The sequence below is a fragment of the Streptomyces marokkonensis genome (genome assembly GCF_008312835.1).
Taxonomy (GTDB): domain Bacteria; phylum Actinomycetota; class Actinomycetes; order Streptomycetales; family Streptomycetaceae; genus Streptomyces; species Streptomyces marokkonensis_A.
Genome location: NZ_VSKS01000012.1, coordinates 182,726 through 208,155, shown reverse-complemented (window position 1 = coordinate 208,155; position 25,430 = coordinate 182,726). Strand labels below are relative to the sequence as shown.

General features: G+C 73.0%; 23 protein-coding genes and 1 pseudogene. 13 read left to right on the top strand and 11 right to left on the bottom strand.

The features are described from left to right. Positions 1-2: 2 nt before the first annotated feature. Complete coding sequence (locus F1615_RS22020; RefSeq protein ID WP_149550752.1) at positions 3-755, top strand: nucleotidyltransferase domain-containing protein; 753 nt, start codon at positions 3-5, stop codon at positions 753-755. Here the strand turns inward: F1615_RS22020 and F1615_RS22015 are convergent. Next, positions 681-1,424 carry a nucleotidyltransferase domain-containing protein gene (locus F1615_RS22015; protein ID WP_149550751.1) on the bottom strand — a complete coding sequence of 248 codons (744 nt, stop codon included), beginning with the start codon at positions 1,422-1,424 and terminating at the stop codon, positions 681-683. The two genes, F1615_RS22020 and F1615_RS22015, sit on opposite strands and share 75 nt — an antisense overlap. Before the next feature lie 22 nt (positions 1,425-1,446). Beyond that, positions 1,447-1,860: a Rieske (2Fe-2S) protein gene (locus F1615_RS22010; RefSeq protein WP_149550750.1), complete on the bottom strand. Its 414-nt coding sequence runs from the start codon at positions 1,858-1,860 to the stop codon at positions 1,447-1,449. A 193-nt stretch (positions 1,861-2,053) separates the two neighbouring features. Here F1615_RS22010 and aroH point away from each other — a divergent pair, with 193 nt between their 5' ends. The 5 genes from aroH to der all read left to right on the top strand — a co-directional run bounded on the left by aroH (position 2,054) and on the right by der (position 6,558). After that, complete coding sequence (gene aroH / locus F1615_RS22005) at positions 2,054-2,416, top strand: chorismate mutase (RefSeq protein WP_149550749.1); 363 nt, start codon at positions 2,054-2,056, stop codon at positions 2,414-2,416. Next, positions 2,413-3,498, top strand: a complete 1,086-nt coding sequence (locus F1615_RS22000) for a prephenate dehydrogenase (RefSeq protein ID WP_149550748.1) — start codon at positions 2,413-2,415, stop codon at positions 3,496-3,498. The genes aroH and F1615_RS22000 overlap by 4 nt, the downstream gene beginning before the upstream one ends. Before the next feature lie 131 nt (positions 3,499-3,629). After that, positions 3,630-4,316, top strand: a complete 687-nt coding sequence (gene cmk / locus F1615_RS21995) for a (d)CMP kinase (protein ID WP_149550747.1) — start codon at positions 3,630-3,632, stop codon at positions 4,314-4,316. Then, a complete protein-coding gene (locus F1615_RS21990) occupies positions 4,313-5,005 on the top strand; it encodes a lysophospholipid acyltransferase family protein (RefSeq protein ID WP_149550746.1) in 693 nt (230 codons plus the stop codon). The genes cmk and F1615_RS21990 overlap by 4 nt, the downstream gene beginning before the upstream one ends. A gap of 62 nt (positions 5,006-5,067) precedes the next feature. Further along, positions 5,068-6,558, top strand: a complete 1,491-nt coding sequence (der, locus tag F1615_RS21985) for a ribosome biogenesis GTPase Der (protein WP_149550745.1) — start codon at positions 5,068-5,070, stop codon at positions 6,556-6,558. A 61-nt stretch (positions 6,559-6,619) separates the two neighbouring features. Here the strand turns inward: der and F1615_RS21980 are convergent, their stop codons facing one another. From F1615_RS21980 to F1615_RS21955, 5 genes are all read right to left on the bottom strand, one after another. Then, positions 6,620-7,039 carry a hypothetical protein gene (locus F1615_RS21980; protein WP_149550744.1) on the bottom strand — a complete coding sequence of 140 codons (420 nt, stop codon included), beginning with the start codon at positions 7,037-7,039 and terminating at the stop codon, positions 6,620-6,622. 108 nt (positions 7,040-7,147) lie between these two features. Next, entirely contained in the window at positions 7,148-7,930 is a 783-nt protein-coding gene (locus F1615_RS21975) for a hypothetical protein (protein ID WP_149550743.1), read from the bottom strand. A 553-nt stretch (positions 7,931-8,483) separates the two neighbouring features. After that, positions 8,484-9,137, bottom strand: a complete 654-nt coding sequence (locus F1615_RS21965) for an ABC transporter ATP-binding protein (protein ID WP_149550742.1) — start codon at positions 9,135-9,137, stop codon at positions 8,484-8,486. Further along, on the bottom strand, positions 9,134-11,863 hold the full coding sequence (locus F1615_RS21960; protein ID WP_149550741.1) for an ABC transporter permease subunit: 2,730 nt from the start codon (positions 11,861-11,863) through the stop codon (positions 9,134-9,136). The genes F1615_RS21965 and F1615_RS21960 overlap by 4 nt, the downstream gene beginning before the upstream one ends. 12 nt (positions 11,864-11,875) lie before the next feature. Then, the gene (locus F1615_RS21955; RefSeq protein ID WP_149550740.1) at positions 11,876-12,355 is read right to left on the bottom strand and encodes a hypothetical protein; all 480 of its coding nucleotides are present in this window, start codon (positions 12,353-12,355) and stop codon (positions 11,876-11,878) included. 131 nt (positions 12,356-12,486) lie between these two features. Between F1615_RS21955 and F1615_RS21950 the strand changes: the two genes are divergently transcribed. The 3 genes from F1615_RS21950 to F1615_RS21940 are packed head-to-tail and all read left to right on the top strand — an operon-like array spanning position 12,487 to position 15,418. Then, entirely contained in the window at positions 12,487-13,059 is a 573-nt protein-coding gene (locus F1615_RS21950; protein WP_149550786.1) for a hypothetical protein, read from the top strand. Next, positions 13,028-14,329 (top strand): ABC transporter substrate-binding protein, encoded by a 1,302-nt coding sequence (locus tag F1615_RS21945; RefSeq protein ID WP_149550739.1) that lies wholly within the window; start codon positions 13,028-13,030, stop codon positions 14,327-14,329. The genes F1615_RS21950 and F1615_RS21945 overlap by 32 nt, the downstream gene beginning before the upstream one ends. A gap of 48 nt (positions 14,330-14,377) precedes the next feature. After that, positions 14,378-15,418, top strand: coding sequence for a helix-turn-helix transcriptional regulator (locus F1615_RS21940; RefSeq protein ID WP_149550738.1), 1,041 nt, complete (start codon positions 14,378-14,380; stop codon positions 15,416-15,418). On the opposite strand, the pseudogene ctaD reads toward F1615_RS21940, so the two are convergent. Beyond that, positions 15,303-16,988 (bottom strand): annotated as a pseudogene (gene ctaD, locus F1615_RS21935) (cytochrome c oxidase subunit I); the annotation flags it as partial. The gene F1615_RS21940 and the pseudogene ctaD overlap by 116 nt on opposite strands. Positions 16,989-17,410: 422 nt before the next feature. Here ctaD and F1615_RS21930 point away from each other — a divergent pair. Then, complete coding sequence (locus F1615_RS21930; protein ID WP_149550737.1) at positions 17,411-17,626, top strand: I78 family peptidase inhibitor; 216 nt, start codon at positions 17,411-17,413, stop codon at positions 17,624-17,626. Between the two features lie 64 nt (positions 17,627-17,690). Here F1615_RS21930 and F1615_RS21925 read toward each other — a convergent pair whose 3' ends face one another. Next, positions 17,691-18,692 carry a phosphatase PAP2 family protein gene (locus F1615_RS21925; RefSeq protein WP_149550736.1) on the bottom strand — a complete coding sequence of 334 codons (1,002 nt, stop codon included), beginning with the start codon at positions 18,690-18,692 and terminating at the stop codon, positions 17,691-17,693. Positions 18,693-18,918: 226 nt separating this feature from the next. Further along, complete coding sequence (locus F1615_RS21920; protein ID WP_149550735.1) at positions 18,919-20,214, bottom strand: glycosyltransferase family 39 protein; 1,296 nt, start codon at positions 20,212-20,214, stop codon at positions 18,919-18,921. Between the two features lie 266 nt (positions 20,215-20,480). Between F1615_RS21920 and F1615_RS21915 the strand changes: the two genes are divergently transcribed. Together F1615_RS21915 and F1615_RS21910 are read left to right on the top strand one after the other, a co-directional pair. Beyond that, positions 20,481-22,136 carry an MFS transporter gene (locus F1615_RS21915; RefSeq protein WP_149550734.1) on the top strand — a complete coding sequence of 552 codons (1,656 nt, stop codon included), beginning with the start codon at positions 20,481-20,483 and terminating at the stop codon, positions 22,134-22,136. A 76-nt stretch (positions 22,137-22,212) separates the two neighbouring features. Next, the gene (locus F1615_RS21910; protein WP_149550733.1) at positions 22,213-23,403 is read left to right on the top strand and encodes an acyl-CoA dehydrogenase family protein; all 1,191 of its coding nucleotides are present in this window, start codon (positions 22,213-22,215) and stop codon (positions 23,401-23,403) included. A gap of 52 nt (positions 23,404-23,455) precedes the next feature. Here the strand turns inward: F1615_RS21910 and F1615_RS21905 are convergent, their stop codons facing one another. After that, a complete protein-coding gene (locus tag F1615_RS21905) occupies positions 23,456-23,893 on the bottom strand; it encodes a cell division protein SepF (RefSeq protein ID WP_149550732.1) in 438 nt (145 codons plus the stop codon). Between the two features lie 289 nt (positions 23,894-24,182). Between F1615_RS21905 and F1615_RS21900 the strand changes: the two genes are divergently transcribed. Beyond that, positions 24,183-25,343, top strand: a complete 1,161-nt coding sequence (locus F1615_RS21900) for a DUF5685 family protein (RefSeq protein WP_149550731.1) — start codon at positions 24,183-24,185, stop codon at positions 25,341-25,343. Positions 25,344-25,430: the final 87 nt, after the last annotated feature.

The window sequence follows — 25,430 nt, the reverse complement described above, 5'->3', positions numbered from 1 at the left end:
CGATGACCGACGCCCTGGACCTCGACCTGAGCCCGGTGATCGCCGAACAGCCCGGCCCGGTGCTGTTCGCCACCGTCTCCGGCGCGCACCTGTACGGCTTCCCGTCCCGCGACTCCGACGTGGACCTGCGGGGCGTGCACCTGCTGCCCGCCGCCGATCTCGTCGGGCTGCGCGAGCCGGACGAGACCCGGTCCAGGATGTGGGTCCGGGACGGCGTCGAGATGGACCTGGTCACGCACGACCTGCGCAAGTTCGTCCGCCTGATGCTGCGCCGCAACGGCTATGTGCTGGAACAGCTGCTGTCCCCGCTGGTCGTGCACACCACCGACGCGCACCGGGAACTGGTCGCGCTCGCCCCGGGCGTCCTCACCCGTCACCACGCCCACCACTACCGGGGGTTCGCGCAGACCCAGTGGCGGCTGTTCGAGAGGACGGGCGGGCTCAAACCGCTGCTCTACACCTTCCGGGTGCTGCTCACCGGCATCCACCTCATGCGCTCCGGCGAGGTGCAGCCCCATCTGCCCACCCTCGCCGGGGAGGTGGACGCCGCCCCGGACCGTCTGCCGGAGCTGATCGCCGCCAAGGCGGAGCGCGAGCACGGGGACGCCGCCGTCGACCGCGCACGCGTGCGTGCCGAGGTGGAGCGGCTGCACGGTGTGCTGGACGAGGCGCAGGCGGCGTCAGCCCTGCCCGACGCCCCCACCGCGTACGACGCCCTGCACGACCTCGTCGTACGGATCCGCCTGGAGGGCTGAGGCGCGGCGGGTGCGCACGAGGAAGTCCTCGACCCGGCGGCGGTCGGGCTCCTCGGGCAGCGGACTGCGCCGGAGGGCCTGCGCGCCCTCCTCCGCCAGCCGGGCCATCCGGGACTCCACCTCGGGCCAGGGAACCTCGCCGCGCTTCACCGCGAGCAGCGGCTCGCGTCCGTCGCCCACGTCGATCGTGAGGGTGCCGGTGCGGAGCAGGTCGCGGGCGCTGGTCAGCAGGCGGAGCAGGTGCATCGCGTGCTTCCAGCGCGGGGCGCCGTGGGCGCGGACGTCGGCGTCCAGCTTGCGGCGCTGGCCGTGGGCGTAGCGGGTGAACGTCTCGTGGACCTTGCGGGAGAGGAACGCCCCGCGCAGGGACAGCAGCTCGCGGCCGGTGGTGTCGGCGTACTCCACCAGCGGGGAGTGCAGGCACTCCAGGATGTTGGGGTTGGCGCGCAGGGCCAGCTCGCAGAAGCGTTCCAGCTCCCAGCTGAACTGTTCCCCGGCCGGCCCCTCGACGTGCGTCGGCGGCTTCTCGAAGCGCCAGAACAGGGGAGTCGGCGCGAGGAAGACGCCCCGGCGGTCGGTGTCGCTGCCCTCCGTGGCCAGACCGAAGGCACGGGAGCCCATGACGCAGGCGTAGATCGTGTGGTCGCCGACCAGGGTCTCGGGGCGCATGCCCGGGAGCGTACGCGGCGGATCACGCCAGACGGATCGAATTTCCCTCCACCGTGATCCGCTCCCCGGGCAGCGGCCTGGTCGCCGGGCCCCGCTCCACCGAGCCGTCGGTGATCCTGAACCGGCTGCCGTGACAGGTGCAGTTGATGCTGCCGTCCGACACGTCGGCCACGACGCAGTTCTGGTGCGTGCAGATCGCCGAGAAGGCCCTGAAGTCCCCCTCCTCGGGCTGGGTCACGACGATCCTGTCGTCCTTGAGGACCGTGCCCCCGCCCACCGGAACGTCAGCGGCCGAGGCCAGCTCCTGACCGCCGGAGGCGTCCGGTCCTGTGGTGTCCGGCGAGGCGCCGTCCCCGTCCTCCGAGCCGCAGCCGGCGGCCAGCGCCGCCGCGCCCGTCGCGAGCAGGACCGTGCGGCGCGTCGCGCGAGGGGTCATGTCGTCACTCCCGGAGATCGCAGTCCCCGCATCCTGGCACCGAATGCGTCGAACGATAAGCAAACCACAGCGAACCGGCATGAAACGTGCACCTTGCCCGTCTCAGCGGGCGAGCGCCCGGCGCCACCCCCGCGTGGCCTGACTACGCTGGACGACCGAACAGCTCACACGCACGTCAGCAAGGAGCATCGTCGTGGCGGTACGCGCGGTCCGGGGGGCCGTCCAGTTGGAACGGGACGAGTCCGGTCACATGGAGGAGCAGGTCGGCGCGCTGCTCACCGCCGTTCTGGAGCGCAACGATCTGCACGCGGACGACCTGATCAGCATCTGGTTCACGGCCACACCCGACCTGCACTGCGACTTCCCGGCCGCCGCCGCCCGCAAGCTCGGCATCGTCGACGTGCCCCTGATCTGCGCCCAGGAGCTCGACGTCACGGGCGCCATGCCCCGTGTCGTCCGGGTCCTCGCGCACATCGAGTCCGACAGGCCCCGCGCCGGCATCACGCACGTGTACCTCGGTGCCGCCGCCGCCCTGCGCAAGGACATCGCCCAGTGAGAACCGCACTCGTCATCGGTACCGGGCTCATCGGCACCTCGGCCGCCCTCGCCCTGTCCCAGCGGGGCGTCACCGTCCACCTCGCCGACCACGACCCGGAGCAGGCCCGTACCGCCGCCGCGCTCGGGGCCGGCACGGCCGAGGCGCCCGACGGCCCGGTGGACCTGGCGGTCGTCGCCGCCCCGCCCGCCCACGTGGCCGACGTGCTCGCCGACGCGATGCGACGCGGTGCGGCACGCGGCTACATCGACGTGGCCAGCGTCAAGGGCGGACCCCGCCGCGAGCTGGAGGCACGCGGGCTGGACCTGGCGTCGTACATCGGCACCCACCCCATGTCCGGCCGGGAGAAGTCCGGTCCGCTGGCCGCCAGCGGTGACCTCTTCGAGGGCCGCCCCTGGGTGCTCACCCCCGCCCGGGAGACCGACACCGAGGTGCTGAACCTCGCCCTGGAGCTGATCTCGCACTGCAGGGCCGTGCCCGTCGTCATGGACGCCGACGCCCACGACCGGGCCGTCGCTCTCGTCTCCCACATGCCGCACCTGGTGTCCAGCATGGTCGCCGCGCGCCTGGAGCACGCCGAGGAGGCCGCCGTACGGCTGTGCGGGCAGGGCATCCGGGACGTGACCCGGATCGCCGCCTCCGACCCCCGGATGTGGATCGACATCCTGTCCGCGAACCCCGGGCCGGTCGCCGACCTGCTCACGGAGGTCGCCGGTGACCTGGAGGAGACCGTGCGGGCCCTGCGCGCCCTGCAGTCCTCCGACGAGGGCAAGCGCCGCGAGGGCGGCACCGGCATCGAGGACGTGCTGCGCCGCGGCAACGCCGGCCAGATCCGCGTCCCCGGCAAGCACGGCACCGCGCCGCGCGTCTACGAGGTCGTGGCGGTGCTCATCGACGACCAGCCCGGCCAGCTGGCCCGCATCTTCGCCGACGCCGGCCGCGCCGGGGTCAACATCGAGGACGTCCGCATCGAGCACGCCACCGGACAGCAGGCCGGTCTGGTGCAGCTCATGGTGGAGCCCAAGGCGGCGCCGGTCCTCACCGCGGGGCTGCGCGAACGGGGCTGGTCGATCCGGCAGTGACGACCCGTTGCCCTTCCCCCGAAGGGCCGGATCGTCCGCTTGTCGGAGGGGTTCCGGGGGGCCGGTAATCTGGTGCGGGGCGTGTCCGCGCCCCGCACACCCCCTCCAGTGCACCAGGAAGGTGTTCCCCCGTGGAAAACGGCGCCGCCCAGCCCGTGATTGTCGCCATCGACGGCCCCTCCGGCACGGGCAAGTCGAGCACGTCGAAGGCCGTGGCGGCGCAGCTCGGCCTGAGCTACCTGGACACCGGCGCCCAGTACCGGGCGATCACCTGGTGGATGGTGAACAACGGCATCGACATAGAGGACCCCTCCGCGGTCGCCGCCGTCGCCGGCAAGCCGGAGATCGTCTCCGGCACCGACCCCAAGGGTCCCACCATCACGGTCGACGGCGTCGACGTGGCCGTCCCGATCCGCGAGCAGGACGTCACCTCCAAGGTCAGCGCGGTCAGCGCGGTGCCCGAGGTGCGCGCCCGGATCACCGAGCTGCAGCGCACGATCGCCTCCTCCGCCGGCGGAGGCATCGTCGTCGAGGGCCGTGACATCGGCACCACCGTGCTGCCCGACGCCGATCTCAAGATCTTCCTCACCGCTTCCCCGGAGGCGCGTGCCGCCCGCCGCAGCGGCGAACTCAAGGGCGCCGACCTGCACACCACCCGTGAGGCCCTGATCAAGCGGGACGCGGCCGACGCCGGCCGCAAGACCTCCCCGCTGGCCAAGGCCGGCGACGCCGTGGAGGTGGACACCACCGACCTGACCCTGCAGCAGGTCATCGAGTGTGTCGTCACGCTCGTCGAGGAGAAGCGGGCGGCGAAGTGACCGACGTCCCATCGGCGCGGGGCGCCGAGGTCGGGCGGCGCATCGGCGTCGGCCTGATGTACGGGCTGTTCAAGCCGCGTGTGCTGGGCGCCTGGCGGGTGCCCGCGGCCGGTCCGGTGATCTTCGCCGTGAACCACTCCCACAACGTCGACGGCCCGATGGTCATGGGCGTGGCGCCCCGGCCGACGCACTTCCTGATCAAGAAGGAGGCGTTCATCGGTCCGCTCGACCCGTTCCTGACCGGCATCGGCCAGCTCAAGGTCGACCGGCACAGCACCGACCGCACGGCGATATCCCGGGCGCTGGGCGTGCTGGAACAGGGCGGGGTCCTCGGCATCTTCCCCGAGGGCACACGGGGCGAGGGCGACTTCGCCTCGATCCGGGCGGGGCTCGCGTACTTCGCCGTACGCAGCGGCGCGCCCATCGTGCCCGTCGCCGTCCTGGGAAGTTCCGACCGGCCGGGACGGTTGGTCAAGGCACTGCCCCCGCTGCGCTCCCGCGTCGACGTGGTCTTCGGTGACCCCTTCGAGGCGGGCGACGGCAGCGGGAGACGTACGCGCAAGGCGCTGGACGAGGCGACCGAGCGCATCCAGAAGCAGCTCACCGCGCACCTGGAAAACGCCAGGCGCCTCACCGGGCGCCAGGGTCTGCCTCGGTTCACCGAGGCAGACCCTGCGACACTTGAGTAGTGGATCACCGCTCACCGCGAAGGTCCACCGATCACCACGATGAACGACGAGGTACGGACTTCATGAACGACCACATCCAGCCCGACGGCTCGGACGCGTACGAGGGTGCGCACGAGCACGACCACGGGGCGCTGGGCGATGCCGAGTTCGCGGAGTTCATGGAGCTCGCCGCGGAGGAGGGCTTCGACCTCGAGGACGTCGAGGGCGCCATCGAGGCCGCGGGCCACGGCCCGCTCCCGGTGCTCGCCGTCGTCGGCCGGCCCAACGTCGGCAAGTCGACCCTGGTGAACCGCATCATCGGCCGCCGCGAGGCGGTCGTCGAGGACAAGCCGGGCGTCACGCGCGACCGTGTCACCTACGAGGCCGAGTGGGCGGGCCGCCGCTTCAAGGTCGTCGACACCGGCGGCTGGGAGCAGGACGTCCTCGGCATCGACGCCTCCGTGGCCGCCCAGGCCGAGTACGCCATCGAAGCCGCCGACGCGGTCGTCTTCGTCGTGGACGCCAAGGTCGGCGCCACCGACACCGACGAGGCCGTCGTCCGGCTGCTGCGCAAGGCCGGGAAGCCGGTCGTGCTGTGCGCCAACAAGGTGGACGGCCCGAGCGGCGAGGCCGACGCGGCCTACCTGTGGTCCCTGGGCCTGGGCGAGCCGCACCCGGTCTCCGCCCTGCACGGCCGCGGCACCGGCGACATGCTGGACCAGGTCCTGGAGGCTCTCCCGGAGGCCCCGGCGCAGAGCTTCGGCACCGCGGTCGGCGGCCCCCGCCGCGTCGCCCTGATCGGCCGGCCCAACGTCGGCAAGTCCTCGCTGCTGAACAAGGTCGCGGGCGAGGAGCGGGTCGTCGTCAACGAGATCGCCGGCACCACCCGCGACCCCGTCGACGAGATGATCGAACTGGGCGGCAAGACCTGGAAGTTCGTCGACACGGCGGGCATCCGCAAGCGCGTCCACCTCCAGCAGGGCGCCGACTACTACGCCTCGCTGCGCACCGCCGCCGCCGTCGAGAAGGCCGAGGTGGCCGTCGTCCTCATCGACGCCGCCGACTCGATCTCGGTGCAGGACCAGCGCATCGTCACCATGGCCGTGGAGGCGGGCCGCGCGCTCGTCCTCGCGTACAACAAGTGGGACACCCTCGACGAGGAGCGCCGCTACTACCTGGAGCGGGAGATCGAGACCGAGCTCGGCCAGGTCGCGTGGGCGCCGCGGGTGAACGTCTCGGCGCGCACCGGCCGGCACATGGAGAAGCTGGTCCCGGCCATCGAGACGGCCCTGGAGGGCTGGGAGACCCGGGTCCCGACGGGCAGGCTCAACGCCTTCCTCGGCGAACTGGTCGCCGCCCACCCGCACCCGGTGCGGGGCGGCAAGCAGCCGAGGATCCTGTTCGGCACGCAGGCGGGCACCAAGCCGCCGCGGTTCGTGCTGTTCGCCTCTGGTTTCATCGAGGCGGGCTACCGGCGCTTCATCGAGCGCCGGCTGCGCGAGGAATTCGGCTTCGAGGGGACGCCGATCCACATCTCCGTGCGGGTGCGCGAGAAGCGCGGCAGGAAGAAGTAGCGCACGACGGACACGGTGAAGGGGCGGCTCCCTCGGGAGCCGCCCCTTCACCGTGTCCGGATCAGGTGCCTCTGCGCGGGGACGGCGGCAGGCCGGCCGGCACATGGTGCATCCCGGAGGCGTTCCGGCCGACCGTGCCGACCCGCTGCCACTGCGGCGGCCGGTCCTCGCCCTGACGGGCGTCGGTCGCCCCCGTGCCGTAGGCGCCGTACGCACCGCTCACCAGGGAGGCGCCGAACGACCCGGGGCTGTGGCCGCCGTACGAGCCCGTACTGTGCGGGATGTTCCCGAAGGCGGTGAAGCCCAGGTCCTCCTCGCCGCTGCGGTCGCCCGGCAGCGTACGGAAGGACTTGACGTACTCGGTGTAGAGGGCGTCGTAGATCGGCGTGGCCGAGGAGCCGCTCCGGGAGTCCTGCGCCGGGCGCACGGGTGCGGGGACCGAGGCGAGGGACTGGCGGCGGGGAACGTCATATGCGTGCACGTATGTCCAAACGACCCCGTCCCACAAGGGATGCGGCCCTTTCGGGGCTTTCGCCGGTTGCCCGTGGCCGTGCCCCGGACGCCCCCCGGTTGTGTCCCGGCGGGCCGGTCAGATGCCGGCGAGCGGCAGCGCGGCGGCGACCAGCTTGCCGTTCGCCGCGGCCTTGTCCAGCGCGTCGCGCAGCAGGTCCTCGCGCGGCTGGCGGCCGATCGAGCCGACCGGGGCCGCGAACATCAGGACCTGCTGGTGCTTGTTGGCGGCCGCCCGCCAGCCGTCGGTGACCTGGAGCGGCTGGTGGGCCTGCCACCAGGCCACCGGGTGGCCGCCGGCCGGGTTCGGCTGGAGCACGGCGTGCAGCTGGCCCGCGGCGAGCAGCACCGACCAGCCGTGCAGCACCGGCGGCACGGCCGCCAGCTCGGTCAGGGGCATGAAACCCTGTTCGATGAGCAACGGCAGGAAGTCGTCACCGGCCCCGGGCGAACCCGGCCGAGCGACCGGCGCGGTCGGCTCGACGACCAGGGCCGGGTGCAGCTCCCCGGAGATCAGGACCAGTCCGCTGGTCACCCCGAGCACGGCCTGTTCGGGGGTGACCTTCGCGGACTCCGGCTCCGGTGCGCCGCCGCCGATGGCCCGCACGGCACCCTGGAGCTGCTCCTCGGTGACCTGGACGACCTGTGAGGGCAGGCAGGTGGCGTGGGCGAAGGCGAGTACGGCGGTCTCGTCCCCGATGAACAGCACGGTGCTGGTGCGCTCCTGTTGCGGGTCGCCCGGGGTACGGCAGGAGGTGCAGTCGTAACTGCCCGGGGCGGACTCTCCGGCGAGCAGGCGGGCTGCTTCTTCGTCGCCGATCTCGGCGCGTACCTCGTCGCTGACGTCGAGCATGCGCGGCACGGGTGGCTCCCTCGGGATGCGGTGCGTGGCGAGGCCGGGTGGCTCCCGGCCCGTGGTCCGGGTGGCTCCCCGGCTCATGAAGAAGACAACGGGCGATCTGTGGCGGGAGTCACGCCCCAGGGCGAACGGAATCGAACCATCCAGCGCCCACGGTCACGACCGGTGCGGAATCGGCCACTCAACGTCAACTGGTGGCGCATGCAAGCCCGTTGAACGGGTGAGGTGACTCACAGATCAACCGGCTCACGGGTCGACAAATCCGGAAATCAGCGAATGAAGTGGGTGGCCGAAAATCGCCGATACCCCGCGTAAGAATCAACTGGCCTGGCACGACGAGGCGTTGGTTGATCCGACGGTCAAGCCTCCTTGGATTCCTCCGCCGTGTGCAACGAGCACCGCTCGGGTACGTCCGCCGACCGCACAGCACAGCACCACCGCACGACCCGGAGGCGGACGGGGCGGGCGCGGGTCACCCGCCCCATGGCGTGGTGAGCGGCGCTCCGCCTCGGGGACCCCGAGTCCTCCGGGAAGGACTTCCATGTCCACGGCGCCGCTACGGCGGGTTCGGCTCGCCGAGTTCGCCCGCCTCCCCTGCGAACACCACCGAGCCCCGGCGCAGTTCGTACACGAAGGCGGGACGGCCGTGCAGCGCGGGCGGCAGCCGTTGCTCGGCGACGACCACGCACGCGTCGAGCGCCCCGAGGAGCGCGTACGTGCGGGCCGCCACCGCCGGCGACATGCCCTGGGCGGGCTCGTCGACGAGCACCACGCGCGCGCGTGCCAGCCAGACCCGGGACAGTGCCAGCATGCGCTGCTCACCGCCGGAGAGGGTGCCGGCCCGGCGCCCCAGCAGGGACCTGAGCGGCGGGTAGGCGTCGAGGGCGGGCGTCGGGTCGGGGGAGGTGAGGGCGAGGTTCTCCCGAACGGTCAGGGAGCCGAACACGGCCCGCCGCTCCGGCACCAGGCACAGCCCGCGCCGGGCCCGCTCGTACGCCGGTACGCCCGTCACGTCCTGCCCGTCCCACCACACCGTGCCGCCGGACAGCGGTACGGCACCGGCCAGCGCGCGCAGCACGGTCGTACGGCCGGAGCCGTTGCGGCCCAGCAGCACGGTCAGGCCGGGACCCGGGGCGGTGAGGCTGACGCCGTGCAGGGCCTCCAGCGGGCCGTACCGCACACGGGCGTGGCGCAGGGAAACGGTGGTCATGGGCCGGTCTCCTCCCCGAGGGCGTCCAGGACCCGGCCGGGAGGCCCGGAGGCGACGATCCGGCCGGCCGTCATCACGTGCACGACGTCGGCGAGGCCGGCGACCAGGTCGAGGTCGTGCTCGACGACCAGGAGCGCCGTTCCGTCGGCGGCCAGCGCCCTCAGCACCCGGGTCAGCGCGGCGACCTCGGCGGTGTCCAGACCGGCGGCGGGTTCGTCGAGCAGGAGCACGCGCGGGGCGGTGGCGAGGGCCCGCGCGAGTTCCACCCGGCGCAGGGCCCCGGTGGGCAGCCCGGCGGCCGGCCGCGCCCTGGCCGGCCCGTCAAGACCGAAGAGGCGCAGCATCCGCTCCACCACGCCGGGCCGGCCCGGACGGCCCTGCTCGGCACCCACGCGCACGTTCTCGGCCACGGTCAGCGTGGGGAAGACGGCCAGCTGCTGGAACGTCCGTGCGACGCCGAGCCGCGTGCGGGCCTGCGCGGGCAGCCGCGTGATGTCCCGTCCCGCGAGCAGGACCGTCCCCCGCGCGGGCCGCACGGTCCCCGCCAGACAGTGGAACAGCGTGCTCTTCCCGGCCCCGTTGGGCCCGACGACCGCGGTCACCCGTCCTGCCGGTACCTCGATGTCCACTCCGTCCAGCACGGTGAACGCGCCGTAGCGCACATGCAGTCCACGGGCCTCGAGGACCCCTTCGCCGCCGGCGGGCGCCGGCCGGACGAACGGCCGGGGGCGGGGCGGGCGGGGCGGGCGGTCCGGTGCCGCGCCGGCGGGGGCGGGCCGCGGGGCCGGTGCCGCCCCGGCCGGCGCGTCCGGTCGCGCGGCCGTCGCCGTCGCCCCGCCCGGGAGCGAGGCACGTGCCGGTGCGGGTTCCGGGCCGCGCAGCCGGCGTCGCAGCCGGGCGCCGAGGGGTGTCAGCCGGTGCGGTGGCCCGGTCCGGCGCAGCCGCTCCGCCAGCCCGCGCAGGCCCTCGAGCGGACCTCCGGGGAAGCGGCCCGCCAGGACCGCCAGGACGCCGATCACCGCCGCTGCCACGCCCCCGCGCGTGCCCGCGTCCAGGCCGACCAGGAGCGCCGCCGCCAGGAGGGCGCCCAGCGTGCTGTCCGCGCCCAGGACCACCACCGCGGCGAACCACAGCAGGCCCCGTACGGGGTCGTAGGCGGCGGGGTCGAACGCCCGCAGCCCCATGCCGAGCATGCCGCCGCCGAGCGCGGCCAGCGCGGCCCCGGAGACGAACGCCAGGAGCTTCAGCGACGGTACGCGCACGCCCGCCGCCCGCGCCCCGGCCTCGTGGTCCCGCATCGCAGCCAGGGCACGGCCCGTACGGCCCCGGCGCAGTGCCCCGACCGCCGCCAGCGCACACGCCAGCAGCACCAGCTCCAGGACGTAGTACGCGCGGTCCCCGTCGAAGCCCGCCGGCCGGCCCAGGGAGAGCCCCGCCGTGGCGTACGGCTGGTCGAAGACGAAGCGGCTCACCCCGACCCCGACCGCGAACGTCGCCAGGGCCAGGGCCAGTCCCCGGCGGCCGATCGCCGGCCCGCCGGTCAGCACGCCCAGCGGGGCGACCAGGACGACCGCCACCGCCAGCGCGGCCAGCTCCGGCACACGGGGCAGCCCGGGGAAGCGCCCGGCCGCCAGCAGGGCGGTGAACAGGGCGCCCAGACCCGCGTACGCCGCCTGCCCGAGCGAGATCTGCCCGCCGCGGCCGGTGACCACCACCAGCGACAGCAGCACCACCCCCAGCGCCGGTACCTGCACCGCCGTGTGCAGATCGCTCCCGGCGAAGCCCAGCGGCAGCAGGAACAGCACCCCGGCCACGATCCAGGCGCCCGGCGGAGCGGGCACCCGCGCGCCGGCCGTGCGCGGGAGCGTGTCACGCGCGGCGACCCCGGGCAGCACCAGCGCAGCGAACAGCAGCGCCACGACGAAGAGGTTGGTGCCCACCGCCTGGAGCAGCGGCTCGCCCCACCCGGTCGGGTGCAGCCGGGTCAGCTGACTCTGCGCCACCCCGATGCCCAGCGCGACGACCACCGCCACCGTCAGGCCGCGCATCCGGGCGGCGACCGCGACCGCCACCACCTCCATGACGAGCAGCGGCAGCCCGTACGGGTCGAGCCGCACGTACGGCGCCAGCAGCACACCGGTCAGACCGGCCGTGAACGAGCCGAACGCCCAGCCCGCGGCCGCCACCCGGTCCGCGTCCACACCGGCGAGCACGGCCAGGTGCCGGTCGTCCACGACGGCCCGCAGCTCCCTCCCGAACCGCGTCCGGCGGATCACCGCCCCCACCCCCGCGGCCAGCACCGCCACCACCGCCAGCTGCCCCCATGGCTCCGCCGCCACCAGCACCGGGGCGTCGTCCCGCGCGCCCTGCCCCCACACCAGCGCCGCCCCGCCCACCAGCAGCACGAACACGCCGATGGACGCCACCAGCGTCTGCGCCGGATCGCCGCCCGGCACGGACAGCGGACGGAACACGAACCGTTCCAGCACCACGCCGATCCCCGGAGCCACCACCAGCAGCGTCAGCGCGGCGGCCCCCCACAGGGGCCAGCCCCGGTCCACCACCAGGTCGCGCAGGACATACGCGCACACCATGGCGATCGCCCCGTGCGCGAAGTTCAGCACCCCGGTCGCCCGGTACGTCACGATCAGGCCGATTCCGGTGAGCGCCGCCGCGGCGCCCACCGACAGACCGGCCAGCGTGAGGTCGTACGTCAGCGAGGACATCGGCGGCGCGCGTCAGCCGGTCTCTGCTGCCGGCTCGCAGATCGGACAGGGTCCCAGCTCACCGCTCGCGATCAGCCCGGTGTCCACCGGCACCGCCTCCGCCTTCCCCGCCACCAGCGGGCAGTCCGCGCGGTGCCACAGGGTGCCGCCCGGCACCATCAGCATCTCCCCGCCGACCGCGACCGGCGCGCCGGCCGGCCGCCCGGACGCGTCGGGGCCCGCCGGCTCGGCGGCGACCAGCAGGCCGTACAGCTCCTCCACGCGAGAGGCGGCGACCGCGCCCCGGGCATGGGCGAGCAGCACCGCCCCGGCGACGATCAGCGCGGCCCCGGGAATCGTGCAGGAGGCCAGGTAGGGCAGCTGCCGTTCGGCCCAGCGCTCGCCCGAGACCCCGTACCAGCCGAGGACGCACAGCACCGCCCCGGCGGCGAGTGCGGCCCAGCCCGCCCACAGCACGGGGTGGGCGGTTCGCAGCCGGGCTGTCCGCGTCATGGCTCCCACCCCTCGGGGTCAGTCCGTGTGCCTCTCCGTGCCGGCCGATGGCTTGCACTATGCCCCCTGTGAGCCGACCCTGAAAGCACCGGGCGGACATGGCCCGGACCGACACCCGATTGGTGAGCCAGATGGTTCTCGGCAGCGACCTCAGGCGGGGGAACGCGACGAGGGGACGTGGCCCACGGACGGCGGGGCGGGGCACGGCGCTCACCACCGCCCTGCTGCTGTTCCTCGGGCCGGCCCTCGCGGCGTGCGGCGACGACAGCGGTGGCGCCGACAGCCCGCCCCCCACGACGCCGGCGGACCGGACGACGAGCGCACCGGGCAGCGCGCCCGCGGACCGGGCCGCGGCCGAGCAGGAGATCCGGCAGAACTGGGAGAAGTTCTTCAACCCCGACACCTCCCTGGACGAGAAGAAGACCGTCCTGGAGAACGGCGACATGATGGGCCCCGTGCTCGAGGCGTTCAGCGGTGACGAGCGCGTCGGACAGGTCCGGGCGGAGGTCACCGGGATCGCGTTCACCTCGCCGACCGAGGCGGACGTGACCTTCGTCCTGACCCTCCAGGGCGCCACCGCCCTCCCGGACGCCTCCGGCACCGCCGTCGAGCAGGACGGCACCTGGAAGGTGTCCGTCAGGTCCCTGTGCGCACTGGTGCAACTGAGCGGCGATGGCTCGGCCCCGGCCGTCCCGGGCTGTTAGGGCACTCGCCGCGGTCCTGCTGCTCGCCCTGACCGCGGCCTGCGGCAGCCGGCTGCCGGAGAGCGACTTCGACAGCGGTGACCGCCGCCCGCCCGCCTCCGGCCGGGGCGCGGGCGAGCCGATCCGCGTCGGCATCGTCACCAGCGCCACCAGTCCGGTCGGCGGCAGCGCCTTCACCGGCCCGCGCGACGGCGCCCGGGCCTGGTTCGACCGGCTCAACGCGCGGGGCGGCATCGACGGCCGGCGGGTCGAGGTGCGGCTGTGCGACGACGGCGGCAGCGGCGTCGGCAACAACGAGTGCGTGCACGAGCTGATCGACGAGGAGAAGGTCGTCGCCCTGGTGGCCACCACCGCCCTGGACTACGCGGGCGCCTCCCGCGTGTCCCGCGCGGGCGTGCCCGACATCGGCGGCCAGCCCATCGGGACCGCCTACGACACCTATCCGCACCTCTACGGCATCTACGGCAGCAAGGCCCCCAGGAACGGCACCCCGGGCTGGGACGGCAAGCTGTACGGGGGTACCGAGGTCTACCGCTACTTCAAGCGCGAGCACGGCGCCCGCACGGCCGCCGTCGTCTCCTACAACCAGTCCGCGTCCGCCGCATATGCCCGCCTCGTCGAGCGGGGCCTGAAGGCCGAGGGCTACAAGGTGGTCACCGAACAGGTCGACTTCGCGCTGCCCAACTTCCGCGCGGTGGCCGCCGACCTGAAGGAACAGGGCGCCGACGTGGTGTTCGACGCCATCGACGGCCACGGCAACGCCCGCCTGTGCCAGGCCATGGACGACGTCGGCGCCCGGGTCACCGCCAAGGTCACCAACGTGCAGAACTGGACGTCGGCCGTCGCCGAGGACTACGAGGACGCGCCGCGCTGCCGCAACGCCCTGTGGGTGACCGGCTCCAGCCGGAACTTCGAGGACACCGGCCACGAGGCCGTACGCGCCTTCCGGGACGCCACCGAGGGCCTGAGGACGCACTCCCAGTGGCAGCTCGAGGGCTGGGCCGCAGCGCGCTGGTTCACCGAAGCGGCGACGTCCTGCGCGGACTCGGGCATCACCCGCGCGTGCGTCGACGCCCACGTGAACCGTGCCGACGGCTACACCGCGGGCGGACTGCTGCTCCCCGTCTCGTTCACCCCGTCCCCCGAGCCGCCGGAGACCGGCACGACCTGCCTGTCCGTGGCCCGTTGGCGCGACGGCGAGGGCTGGGTCACCCAGGGCGACATGAACCGCACCTGCTTCCGGGTGCCGCAACTCGCCTACGAGCCCTGATCCCGCTCCAGGACAGAAGCTGTCCGCAAGGGCGGGCAGACTGGCCCCATGTTGGAGACCTCGGCACGTCTGCTGCGTCTGCTGTCCCTGCTGCAGGCCCACCGCGAGTGGTCCGGCGCCGATCTGGCCGGCCGGCTCGGGATCAGCGCCCGCACGCTGCGCCGGGACGTGGACCGGCTGCGTGAGCTCGGCTACCCGGTCAACGCCAGCCCGGGCACCGGCGGCGGCTACCAGCTGGGAGCCGGCGCCGAACTGCCGCCGCTGCTGCTGGACGACGAGGAGGCCGTGGCCGTCGCCGTGGGGTTGCGCACCGCCGCGGGACAGGGCGTCGAGGGCATCGGCGAGACCTCCGTACGGGCCCTCGCCAAGCTGGAACAGGTGCTGCCCCGCCGGCTGCGCCGCCGTGTGGGCGCCCTGAACGCCTTCACCGTGCCGATGCTGCGCGGTCCCGGCGCCGACGCCGTCGACCCCGCCGTGCTGACCGGTCTCGCCAACCTCTGCCGGGACGCCGAGCGTGTGCGCTTCGAGTACCGGGGACACGACGGCACGTCGACCCGCCGCACCGTCGAACCGCACCGCCTGGTGTGCTCCGAGCGCCGTTGGTACCTGGTCGCCTGGGACCTCGACCGGGAGGACTGGCGGACCTTCCGCGCGGACCGCATCACGCCCAGGCCGCCGCACGGGCCGCGTTTCGTCCCCCGCGAGCCGCCCGCCGGGGACCTCGCCGCCTATGTCTCGCGGGGCGTCTCCACGCGCGTGTACGCCGCGCACGCCGTGATCCGCCTGCTGGCGCCCCTCGAGGAGGCCGCCGGGCGGATCTCACCCTCCACGGGAACACTCGAGGCGGAGGGCCCGGACACCTGCCTGCTGCGGACCGGGGCGGCGAGCCTCGACGTCATGGTGGTCCATGTGATGCTGCTGGGCTTCGAGTTCGAGGTGCTGGAGCCGGTCGAGCTGATCGACGCGCTCAGCGCGGCTCATGACCGGCTTGCTCGCTCCTTGGCTCGGGCTGGGACGTCACGGCCGCGTACTCGGGATGGTTCAGGTCGAACGCCGGCGACTCCGAGCGGATCCGCGGCAACGTCGTGAAGTTGTGCCGGGGCGGCGGACACGAGGTCGCCCACTCCAGGGAGCGGCCGAAGCCCCAGGGGTCGTCGACCTCGACCTTCTCGCCGTACCTGGCCGTCTTCCAGACGTTGTGGAGGAACGGCAGCGTGGACAGGCCGAGCAGGAAGGAGCCGATGGTCGAGACGGTGTTGAGCGCGGTGAAGCCGTCCGCCGACAGATAGTCGGCGTAGCGGCGCGGCATGCCCTCGGCGCCCAGCCAGTGCTGCACCAGGAACGTGGTGTGGAAGCCGATGAACAGCGTCCAGAACTGGATCTTGCCGAGCCGCTCGTCGAGCATCTTCCCGGTGAACTTGGGCCACCAGAAGAAGAACCCGGCGAAGGTGGCGAAGACGACGGTGCCGAAGACCACGTAGTGGAAGTGCGCCACGACGAAGTACGAGTCCGTCACGTGGAAGTCCAGCGGGGGCGACGCCAGCAGCACCCCGGTCAGCCCGCCGAACAGGAACGACACCAGGAACCCGGTCGCCCACAGCATGGGTGTCTCGAAGGACAGCGAGCCCTTGATCATGGTCCCGGCCCAGTTGAAGAACTTCACGCCCGTCGGCACAGCGATCAGGAAGCTCATGAGGGAGAAGAACGGCAGCAGCACGGCGCCGGTGGCGAACATGTGGTGCGCCCACACCACGACCGACAGGCCGGTGATGGCCATGGTGGCGCCGACCAGCGTCAGATAGCCGAACAGCGGCTTGCGGCTGAAGACCGGGATGATCTCCGTGACGATGCCGAAGAACGGCAGCGCGATGATGTAGACCTCGGGATGGCCGAAGAACCAGAACAGGTGCTGCCACAGGAGCGCCCCGCCGTGGGCGGCCCCGAAGACCTGTGAGCCGAACCGCCGGTCCGCCTCGAGCACCAGCAGCGCCGCGGCGAGCACCGGGAACGCCAGCAGGATCAGGATCGACGTGAACAGCGTGTTCCAGGTGAACAGCGGCATCCGGAACATCGTCATCCCGGGGGCGCGCATCCCGATGATGGTCGTGATGAAGTTGACCGCGCCGAGGATCGTGCCGAAGCCGGACAGGGCGAGCCCCATGATCCACAGATCCGGGCCGAGGCCGGGGGAGTACCGCACGCTGTTCAGCGGTGCGTAGGCGAACCAGCCGAAGGCGGCCGGCCCCCCGGTCACCAGCAGCGACCCGAGCACGATCAGGCCGCCGAAGAGGAACAGCCAGTACGAGAACATGTTCAGCCGCGGGAAGGCCACGTCGGGCGCGCCGATCTGCAGCGGCATCAGTTCGTTGGCGAACCCCGCGAAGCTGGGCGTCGCGAACAGCAGGAGCATGATGGTGCCGTGCATCGTGAACATCTGGTTGAACTGCTGGTTGTCCACGATCTGCAGTCCGGGCCGGGCCAGCTCGGCGCGCATCACCAGCGCCATGACGCCGGCGATCAGGAAGAACACGAACGACGTGATCAGGTAGAGGTGGCCGATCCTCTTGTGGTCGGTGGTGGTCAGCCAGTCGATCACCACCCGGCCGCGCCGCTGCCGGCGCGTCGGCCGCTCCGTGGCCCGCACGGTCTGCGTCCCCATCGCTCGCCCCTTCGCTCGTCGCGCGCCGGGCCGCCGGAGCCCGCGCCACCTGTACCCCGGGCCCACGCCATGATGCTCGCCCTGTGCACGCTCCGGCAGAGGGCGAGCACGGGTCATGTGAGGAAAACGAGTATTTTTCGTGCACGCAGGTTTCCGCGGTCGTGCGCGGCGGTGAAAAGGAACGGGGTCCCGGGAGCGCTTCCCCGGGCACTTTCCGCCGGGGTTTATGGCGGCGGCGGTGTGACACGCGGGAATTGCGTTCGAATGCCTGCGAAAGGCGTACCGAACCGCCCATCCGGGTGACGGTCACCGTCGTGAACGTCTGTCGTGATCCTGTGACACAAGTGTGACCGCCGGGGGACCGGGCCCGCCGATCCCGGTGCGGACTTCCCCGCTCGGGGGCCAGGGCATAGCGTGACCGTATGGCACCCATTCCGACACCCTCCGCGGAGCCCCACGACAGTCCGGACGCCTATGTCGGCCTCGCCGCCGAGCGGGCCGAGCACCTCGCGCGCGAACGCGGCTGGTCGAGTGTGCGGGCGCTGGCTCCGGGGACGATCATCACCATGGAGTACCGCGTGGGCCGGCTGAACTTCGAGGTGAAGGACGGCCGGGTGGCGCGGGCCTGGAAGGGCTGAGACACGGCGACGGCCCCGGTTCCGTCGGGGAACCGGGGCCGTCGCCGTGTGTGCCCGCCGTCCGTCAGGGGCGGGTCGCCGGCGTCGTACCGCGCGGGTGGCGCTCCGGGTGCGGCGGGCGGCGGCTGCCCGCGGGGGTGACGGGGGAGCGCTCCGCCCGGGTGGTGTGCGGGCCGGGCGCCAGATAGACCGGCGGCCGGGCCGGGCGGCCCGGGGAAACCGGTTCGGGAGCCGGGTCGGCGCGGTCGGTGAGCGGCTTGAGCATGACGGGCCGGCCGACCGGTCCCGCCGCCGGTGCCGTACGGCCCCGGCGGGCCCGCAAGCGGTCGCGCAGGTCGAAGACGCGGTCCTCGGTGCGCGCGATCATCGGCTCGAACCAGGGCAGCGCGAGCAGGATCAGCAGCCCCGCCGCCCAGCCCAGGACCACATCGCTCAGCCAGTGGGTGCCGATGTAGACGGTGGACAGCCCCACGCCCAGCGAGGTCACCGCGGACAGGGCGGACAGCCAGCGGCGCGCTCTCGGGGTGGAGGCCAGGTAGGCCAGGATTCCCCAGGTCACCACGGCGTTGGCGGTGTGGCCGCTGGGAAATATATCGCCGCCGAGCCACATCTCGTTCGAGCCGATCTCGGTCGCGTAGTGCGGTCCGAGGCGCCCCATGCCGTACTTCGCGGCACCCACGGTGACGTTGAGCAGCAGCAGGGAGACGCCGAGGGCGAGCAGGGGGCGCAGCGTATGCTGCCGCCAGGAGCGCCAGCCCAGCCAGGCCGCGACCATCACGGCGGTCGGGCCGCGCTGGCCGAGCACCACGTAGTAGTCGACGAAGGCGTGGAGCTCCGGCCACTGCTGGTAGGGGCGGAAGAACATCACCTGCCAGTCCAGCCGGACCAGCCAGGAGGTGATCAGCACGGCCCACACGATCGCCACGTAGAAGGCCAGTGTGGCGCCGAAGAGCACCATCCGGTGCCGGCTCATTCGCGGCATGCCGGCGAGAGCCGGTCGTTCCGGCTCACGGTCCAGCCTCGCGAACACCCGGTCCAGACGGGTGTGGTTCCGATCGGTACGCACCCAATCGACGTTACAGCGAGTGAGCGCGGAACCCCGACGAATCAGCGTCTTTGTGATGACGATGTGATGTGGGATTCCTCTCAGGAGGACCTTTATTTTCTGCGTATCCGCGCTGCGGCCTTCAATTCTTTTGATCATTCAGGGCGGCGGTTTTATCGCGCTTATGAATTCGTTCACCGGGGCTAGGTGCGGAATTTCCCCGGTGCTCATCGGCCGTCCGGGCGGGTCAGGGCGGGCCGGAGCCGTTCAGCCAGAAGGCGCCGTACAGCGCCGAGGCCGTCGCGGCCGCCCCCACGACCAGCGCCCGCCGGGGCGCGCGCCACCGGGCCAGGGCCAGGGCGAGGGGCAGCAGCAGGGGGAACGCGGGCAGCAGCAGCCGCGGCTTCGAACCGAAGTAGCTCGACGCGCACAGGGCGAGCGCGGTGACGACCCCGGCGTACACCAGCAGGGGGAGCGGCTGGAGCTGCCGTACGCACACCACGTACAGCCACACCACCAGGCCGACGCCGGCCACCAGTGCGAGCCCCGCCAGGGCGGACGGAAACGACGTGAACATGGCCGCGACGAAGCGGGCGAAGGCGTAGCCGCCGTCGAAACCGTTCCGCCATCCGGCCTGCACGTCGAGATATCCCAGCGGGCCGTTCCCCGTCCGGTGCCCCACCCACAGAACGTAACCGGAGGCTCCGAGGGGCGCGAGGAGCATGCCGAGGACCCGGCGCGGGCGGTCGCCGGGGGCGCCCGGGAGGTGCGGGGCGCCGTCCGGTGCGCGCACGCGCGGGGCGGTCGCGGGCGGACCGGCGCCCTCGCCGGTCCGCGCGCCGTCCGCCGGTACCGTGCTGCGACACCGCACGAAGGGGGTGCCCCCGCGGGGGGAGGCGGCGCGTTCCCGCACGAAGGCGGCGACGCCCGCCGCCCACACCGCGGCGACCACCGCGAGCCCGACCGGCCGGGTCAGCCCCGCCAGCCCCGCCAGGACGCCCGCCGTCACCCAGCGGCCCGTCAGCACGGCGTACAGCGACCACGCTGCGAGCGCGGTGAACAGGGACTCGCTGTACGCCATCGACTGCACGATCCCGACCGGCAGCACCGCCCACAGCAGCACCGCGCACACCCCGGCCCGCGGCCCGTACACGTGGTCCGCCACGGCGAAGACCCCCCAGGCCGCGGCGAGCGAGGCGAGCGCGGCGACGAGGAACCCCCCGTCGGCGTACGACAGCGGGGAGACGGCCGCCACCAGCCGCTCCAGCCACGGGAGCAGCGGGAAGAACGCCAGGTCGGAGTGCACGTCGCCGCCCGGCAGCCGCACCTCGTAGCCGTACCCCCGCTCCGCGACGCGCGCGTACCAGAGCGCGTCCCAGCGCGCGGTCAGCAGGGTGTACGCGCTCTTGCCGCGGGCCTCGCTCCACAGGAACAGCACGGCCAGGCCCAGGGCACGCACCGCGGCGTACCCGAGGAGCGCCGGCGCGGCCCGGCGCAGTGCTCCGGGGCGGGCCGGGACGGCACGTGTCTCGAGATCGTTCACGGGCCCGATTATCGACCTGACCCGGAACCGGCCGGCCCCCCGACGGGGTGTGCACCGGACGGGACACGTGGTGCACGCCACACCGATCCGCCCGAGCAGTGAGAGGTCCGCCACTCGACCTCTGCTCCCACTCGCGTACTCTGACGTGTCACTCGCCGTTCGCTGCGCGGGCCGGAGACCACCGCTCCTCTCCGGCCGAGTCACGGGGGAGTCCCCACCTCCGTGAGCCCGCCGATCGCGAGGGAACATCTGGGAGGTACGTGTACATGTCCGGGACGACCACGGCCGCCACGCTGCGCCGTAGGGCGGCCGGAGCAGGTGCCAACCGCTGGGTGGTGCTCGTCGTCCTCTGCACCAGCCTGCTGCTGGTCGCCGTCGACGCCACCGTGCTGCACGTGGCGGTCCCCGCCGTCACCGAGGACCTCAGGCCCGGCGCGGTGGAACTGCTCTGGATCGTCGACGCCTACCCCTTGGTCTGCGCCTCGCTGCTGATCCTGTTCGGCACCCTGGGCGACCGGGTCGGACGCAGACGTGTTCTCCTGCTCGGCTACGCCCTGTTCGGCGTCGCCTCCGGCCTGGCGGCCCTCGCGGACAACGCCCCGATGCTGGTCCTGGCGCGGGCGCTGCTCGGCGTCGGCGGCGCCATGATCATGCCGGCGACCCTGTCGATCCTGCGCCAGGTCTTCCCGGACCGCCGCGAACGGGCGCTCGCCATCGGCCTGTGGAGCGCGGTCGCCGCGGTGGGAGCGGCGGTCGGGCCCCTGCTCGGCGGCCTGCTGCTGGAGCACTTCTGGTGGGGCTCGGTGTTCCTCGTCAACATCCCGCTGATGCTGGTCAGCCTGCCGGTGGGACGGATCCTGCTGCCGGAGTCGAAGGGCGACGCCGGCGGCCCCTGGGACGTGGCCGGCGCGCTGATGGCCGCCGCCGGACTGTTCGCGCTGGTCCTCGGTGTGAAGCGGCTCGGCGGCGGGGAATCCGTCACCGGCGTGTGGACCGTGCTGCCGCTGCTCCTGGGCGCCGGACTGCTCACCGCCTTCGTGCGCCGGCAGCGGCGCCGGGCGCACCCGCTGGTCGACCTGCGGATGTTCGCCCGTCCGGCGTTCAGCACGTCCGTGGGCTGCATCGTGCTGGCGATGCTGGCCCTGGTGGGCCTGGAACTGATCGCGGCGCAGTACCTCCAGCTCGTCCTGGGGCTCTCCCCGCTGGAGACCGGGCTGCGCCTGCTGCCGCTGACGGTCGCGGCGATGGCGGCGGGACTGGCGGGCGCGCGCATGCTGCGCGGATTCGGCCCGCGCCGCATGGTTGGCTGCGGCTTCTGCCTGACCGCCGGGGCGGTGGTGCTCCTGACCGCGATGGGCGACCAGGACAACGCCCCGCTGCTGCTCACCGGTTTCGTCCTGCTCGGCTTCGGCCTGGAGACCACGCTGTTCGGCGCGTACGAGTCGATGCTCAGCGAGGCGCCGCCGGAACGGGCCGGCGGGGCGGCGGCGATCGGTGAGACCTCCTACCAGCTGGGCGCCGGGATGGGGATAGCGCTCCTCGGCAGCGTGATGAACGCGGCCTACGCGCCCGGCCTCACCGGCGTCCCCGGGGTGCCCACGACGGCGTCCGACGCCGCGGGACACTCCCTGGGCGAGGCGTACGAGGTGGCGGCGCAGCTCGGCGGGCCCGCCGGGGACGCCCTGCGGCACGCGGCGCGCCAGTCCTTCGTGCACGGACTGCACGTGACCCTGCTGGTGAGCGCGGGGCTGCTGCTGCTCGGGGCGGCGATGGCGCTCAGGCTGCCGCGGGTCATGCAGTGCGAGCCGGCGGCCGTCGAGGTGCCCGCGCCGCGGGAGGCCGTGGAGCCCCGCGTCCTCCACGGCGACGGTGTGAGCCACGCCCGCCCGGCCGGGGTGGACGTGCGGGAGACCGCGTCGTAACGTCGCTCCGAGCCGTGACTAGCAGTGCTAGTTGATGTCCCGGAGTTGTCCCGGATCAGCCCCCGGAGGGTGTCCCATGTCCGCGTCCGCGAAGTTGCCCGCCTTCGACCCCGCCGACCCCCTCGGCCTCGACGACCTGCTGGAGCCGGAGGACCTGGCGATCCGGGACACGGTGCGCGGCTGGGCGGCGGACCGCGTGCTGCCGCACGTCGCGGACTGGTACGAGAAGGGCGAACTGCCCGGCATCCGGGAGCTGGCCCGGGAGCTCGGCGGGATCGGCGCGCTCGGCATGTCCCTCGAGGGCCACGGCTGCGCGGGGGCGAGCGCCGTGCAGTACGGACTCGCCTGTCTTGAGCTGGAGGCGGCCGACTCCGGGATCCGTTCCCTGGTCTCCGTCCAGGGCTCGCTCGCCATGTACGCCATCCACCGCTTCGGCAGCGAGGAGCAGAAGCGGCAGTGGCTGCCGCGGATGGCCTCCGGCGAGGTCATCGGCTGCTTCGGGCTCACCGAACCCGACATCGGCTCCGACCCCGGCTCGATGCGCACCCACGCCAAGCGCGACGGCGGCGACTGGGTGCTCAGCGGGCGCAAGATGTGGATCACCAACGGGTCCGTGGCCGGTGTCGCCGTGGTGTGGGCGCAGACCGACGAGGGGATCCGCGGCTTCGTCGTGCCCACCGACAGCGCCGGGTTCTCGGCGCCCGAGATCAAGCACAAGTGGTCCCTGCGCGCCTCCGTCACCAGCGAGCTGGTCATGGACGACGTACGGCTGCCCGCCGACGCCGTGCTGCCGGAGGTGACCGGGCTCAAGGGACCGCTCAGCTGTCTCTCGCACGCCCGGTACGGAATCGTCTGGGGCGCGATGGGCGCCGCGCGGAGCTCGTTCGAGGCGGCCCTCGGCTACGCGACGTCACGGGAGCAGTTCGGCCGGCCCATCGGCGGGTTCCAGCTGACCCAGGCCAAGCTCGCCGACATGGCGGTCGAACTGCACAAGGGGATTCTGCTCGCCCATCATCTGGGGCGGCGCATGGACGCCGGCCGCCTGCGTCCCGAGCAGGTCAGCTTCGGCAAGCTCAACAACGTGCGCGAGGCCATCGACATCTGCCGTACGGCCCGTACGATCCTCGGGGCCAACGGGATCTCGCTCGAATACCCCGTGATGCGGCACGCGACGAACCTGGAATCGGTGCTCACCTATGAGGGCACCGTGGAGATGCACCAGCTCGTGCTGGGCAAGGCGCTCACCGGAATCGACGCGTTCCGGTAGAGCCGGCCGCGGAAGGACCCACGCGGAGGCAGGGCCGGCGAGCGGCCCTGCCTCAGCTCTGGTTGAAGAAGCCGTCCGAACGGTGCGCGGCCGGCTCACCGCTGACGACCTCGGTGTCGGCCGGGCTGAGCAGGAACACCCGGTTGGACACGCGCTCGATGGAACCGCGCAGACCGAAGATCAGGCCCGCGGCGAAGTCGACGACGCGCTTGGCGTCGCCGGCGTCCATGGCCGTGAGGTTCATGATGACGGGAACACCCTCGCGGAACAGCTCGCCGATGGCGCGGGCGTCCCGGAAGCTGTCCGGGGTGACCGTGCCGATGCGGCGGCCCTTCTCCTCGGCGACGTCCGCGGCCACCTTGACCCGCGGATCGGTGACCCAGGCCTCCCCGGTCTCGGGCCCGTCGGAGTAGTCGTCGTCGTAGTAACGCTCGTCTTCGTTGTCGTCGACGAGGCCAAGCCAGGCACTCGCCTTGCGTACCGATCCCATGGACGCCTCCTCTCACAGCGGTCTTTTGCTTTCCGCATCCCTATGGTCGTCCATGATGCGGATGGCGCGCCAAGTGGATAGACGCCGCGCGGGGGGTTTGTGACGGTACTGGTGCACAGCGAATCCGTCGAGAGTCCGTGTTTCCCAAGGGTCTTGATGTAAACGGCTGCTGACTGTGAGTGAAATATGATTCTTCCCGGCGTACGGGTGATGAGGGGTACGTACGGGTGAACGCCGTGGCCGATACGATGCGGCCGCTCAGCGTCGTACAACTGCACGGGGGAACGTCGTGTTCGGAATGGTCAGGCCGTGTCGGCACCGGCTCGGAGAGAAGCTCACCGCCCAGTGGATGGCCCATTTGTGCGGGCTGTGCCTCGCCCTGCGGGGGGACCACGGACAGCTCGCGCGCATCGTCACCAATTACGACGGGCTCCTCATATCCGTTCTGACGGAGGCTCAGTCCGGGTCCGCCGAAGCGGGACGGCGCACCGCGGGGCCCTGTCCGCTGCGCGGTATGCGCACCGCGTCCGTCGCGCACGGTGAGGGCGCGCGGCTCGCGGCGGCCGTCTCGCTCGTGCTCGCCTCCGCGAAGGTGCGCGACCATGTCGCCGACGGGGACGGACTGCTGGCGCACAGGCCGGTGGCGCTCGCCGCGCGCCGGGTCGCCGCGAGCTGGGACCGGGCCGGGGCACGGACCGGATCGGACATCGGGTTCGACACGGCCGTCCTCCTCGACGCCGTGGACCGGCAGACCGGCATCGAGACGCTCGCCGGACCCGGCACTCCGATCCTCGCCGTCACCGAGCCGACCGAGACCGCGACCGCGGCGGCCTTCGCGCACACCGCGGTGCTCGCCGGGCGGCCGCGCAACGCCGGACCGCTCGCGGAGGCCGGAGCCCTCTTCGGGCGCCTCGCGCACCTGCTGGACGCCGTGGAGGACCGGGAGTCCGACGCCGCCTCGGGGGCCTGGAACCCGCTCACCGCCACGGGCACCCCGCTTCAGGAGGCCCGCCGGCTCGCCGACGACGCGGTGCACGGCATCCGGCTCGCGCTGCGCGAGGTCGAGTTCTCCGACGGCGGCCTCGCGCACCGGCTGCTCGTCCATGAACTCCCCAACTCCGTCCATCGTGCCTTCGGTACGGTCTCCTGTGCCCACGCAAGCGGTCCCTACGCCCCTCCCGGTGGCCCCGGCGCCCCGCTGCCTCCCGAACCGCCGCGCCGCGACCGGCGCGGGGCGCTCGCCGGCTGCGCGGTGTGGCTGGGACTCGCCTGCAGCTGCCAGCTGTGCTGCGGCACCTATGAGGACCCCTGGACCCGTGAGCCCAAGCAGGGACCCTGCACCAACTGCGACTGCAGTGGGTGCGGCGACTGCTGCAACTGCTGTGAGTGCTGCAACTGCTGCAGCTGCTGCGGTGAGGACGGCGGCTGCGACTGCGGCTGCGACTGCTGAGCCGCGTCCGCGGGCGGGCGCCGGCGGGGCGGCGGTGGGGTGCCGGCACGGTATTCGGAGGGGCGAATTCCGGACACCGTGCGGCTG

Coding starts and splice junctions, on each gene's coding strand:
- F1615_RS21955 (WP_149550740.1), bottom strand. CDS start 12,355: ATGACGCGGACAGCCCGGCTGCGAACCGCCCACCCCGTGCTGTGGGCG.
- F1615_RS21910 (WP_149550733.1), top strand. CDS start 22,213: ATGTCCGCGTCCGCGAAGTTGCCCGCCTTCGACCCCGCCGACCCCCTC.
- F1615_RS21965 (WP_149550742.1), bottom strand. CDS start 9,137: ATGACCACCGTTTCCCTGCGCCACGCCCGTGTGCGGTACGGCCCGCTG.
- F1615_RS21945 (WP_149550739.1), top strand. CDS start 13,028: ATGGCTCGGCCCCGGCCGTCCCGGGCTGTTAGGGCACTCGCCGCGGTC.
- F1615_RS22015 (WP_149550751.1), bottom strand. CDS start 1,424: ATGCGCCCCGAGACCCTGGTCGGCGACCACACGATCTACGCCTGCGTC.
- der (WP_149550745.1), top strand. CDS start 5,068: ATGAACGACCACATCCAGCCCGACGGCTCGGACGCGTACGAGGGTGCG.
- F1615_RS22010 (WP_149550750.1), bottom strand. CDS start 1,860: ATGACCCCTCGCGCGACGCGCCGCACGGTCCTGCTCGCGACGGGCGCG.
- F1615_RS21960 (WP_149550741.1), bottom strand. CDS start 11,863: ATGTCCTCGCTGACGTACGACCTCACGCTGGCCGGTCTGTCGGTGGGC.
- F1615_RS21930 (WP_149550737.1), top strand. CDS start 17,411: ATGGCACCCATTCCGACACCCTCCGCGGAGCCCCACGACAGTCCGGAC.
- F1615_RS21940 (WP_149550738.1), top strand. CDS start 14,378: ATGTTGGAGACCTCGGCACGTCTGCTGCGTCTGCTGTCCCTGCTGCAG.
- F1615_RS21915 (WP_149550734.1), top strand. CDS start 20,481: ATGTCCGGGACGACCACGGCCGCCACGCTGCGCCGTAGGGCGGCCGGA.
- F1615_RS21950 (WP_149550786.1), top strand. CDS start 12,487: ATGGTTCTCGGCAGCGACCTCAGGCGGGGGAACGCGACGAGGGGACGT.
- F1615_RS21905 (WP_149550732.1), bottom strand. CDS start 23,893: ATGGGATCGGTACGCAAGGCGAGTGCCTGGCTTGGCCTCGTCGACGAC.
- F1615_RS22020 (WP_149550752.1), top strand. CDS start 3: ATGACCGACGCCCTGGACCTCGACCTGAGCCCGGTGATCGCCGAACAG.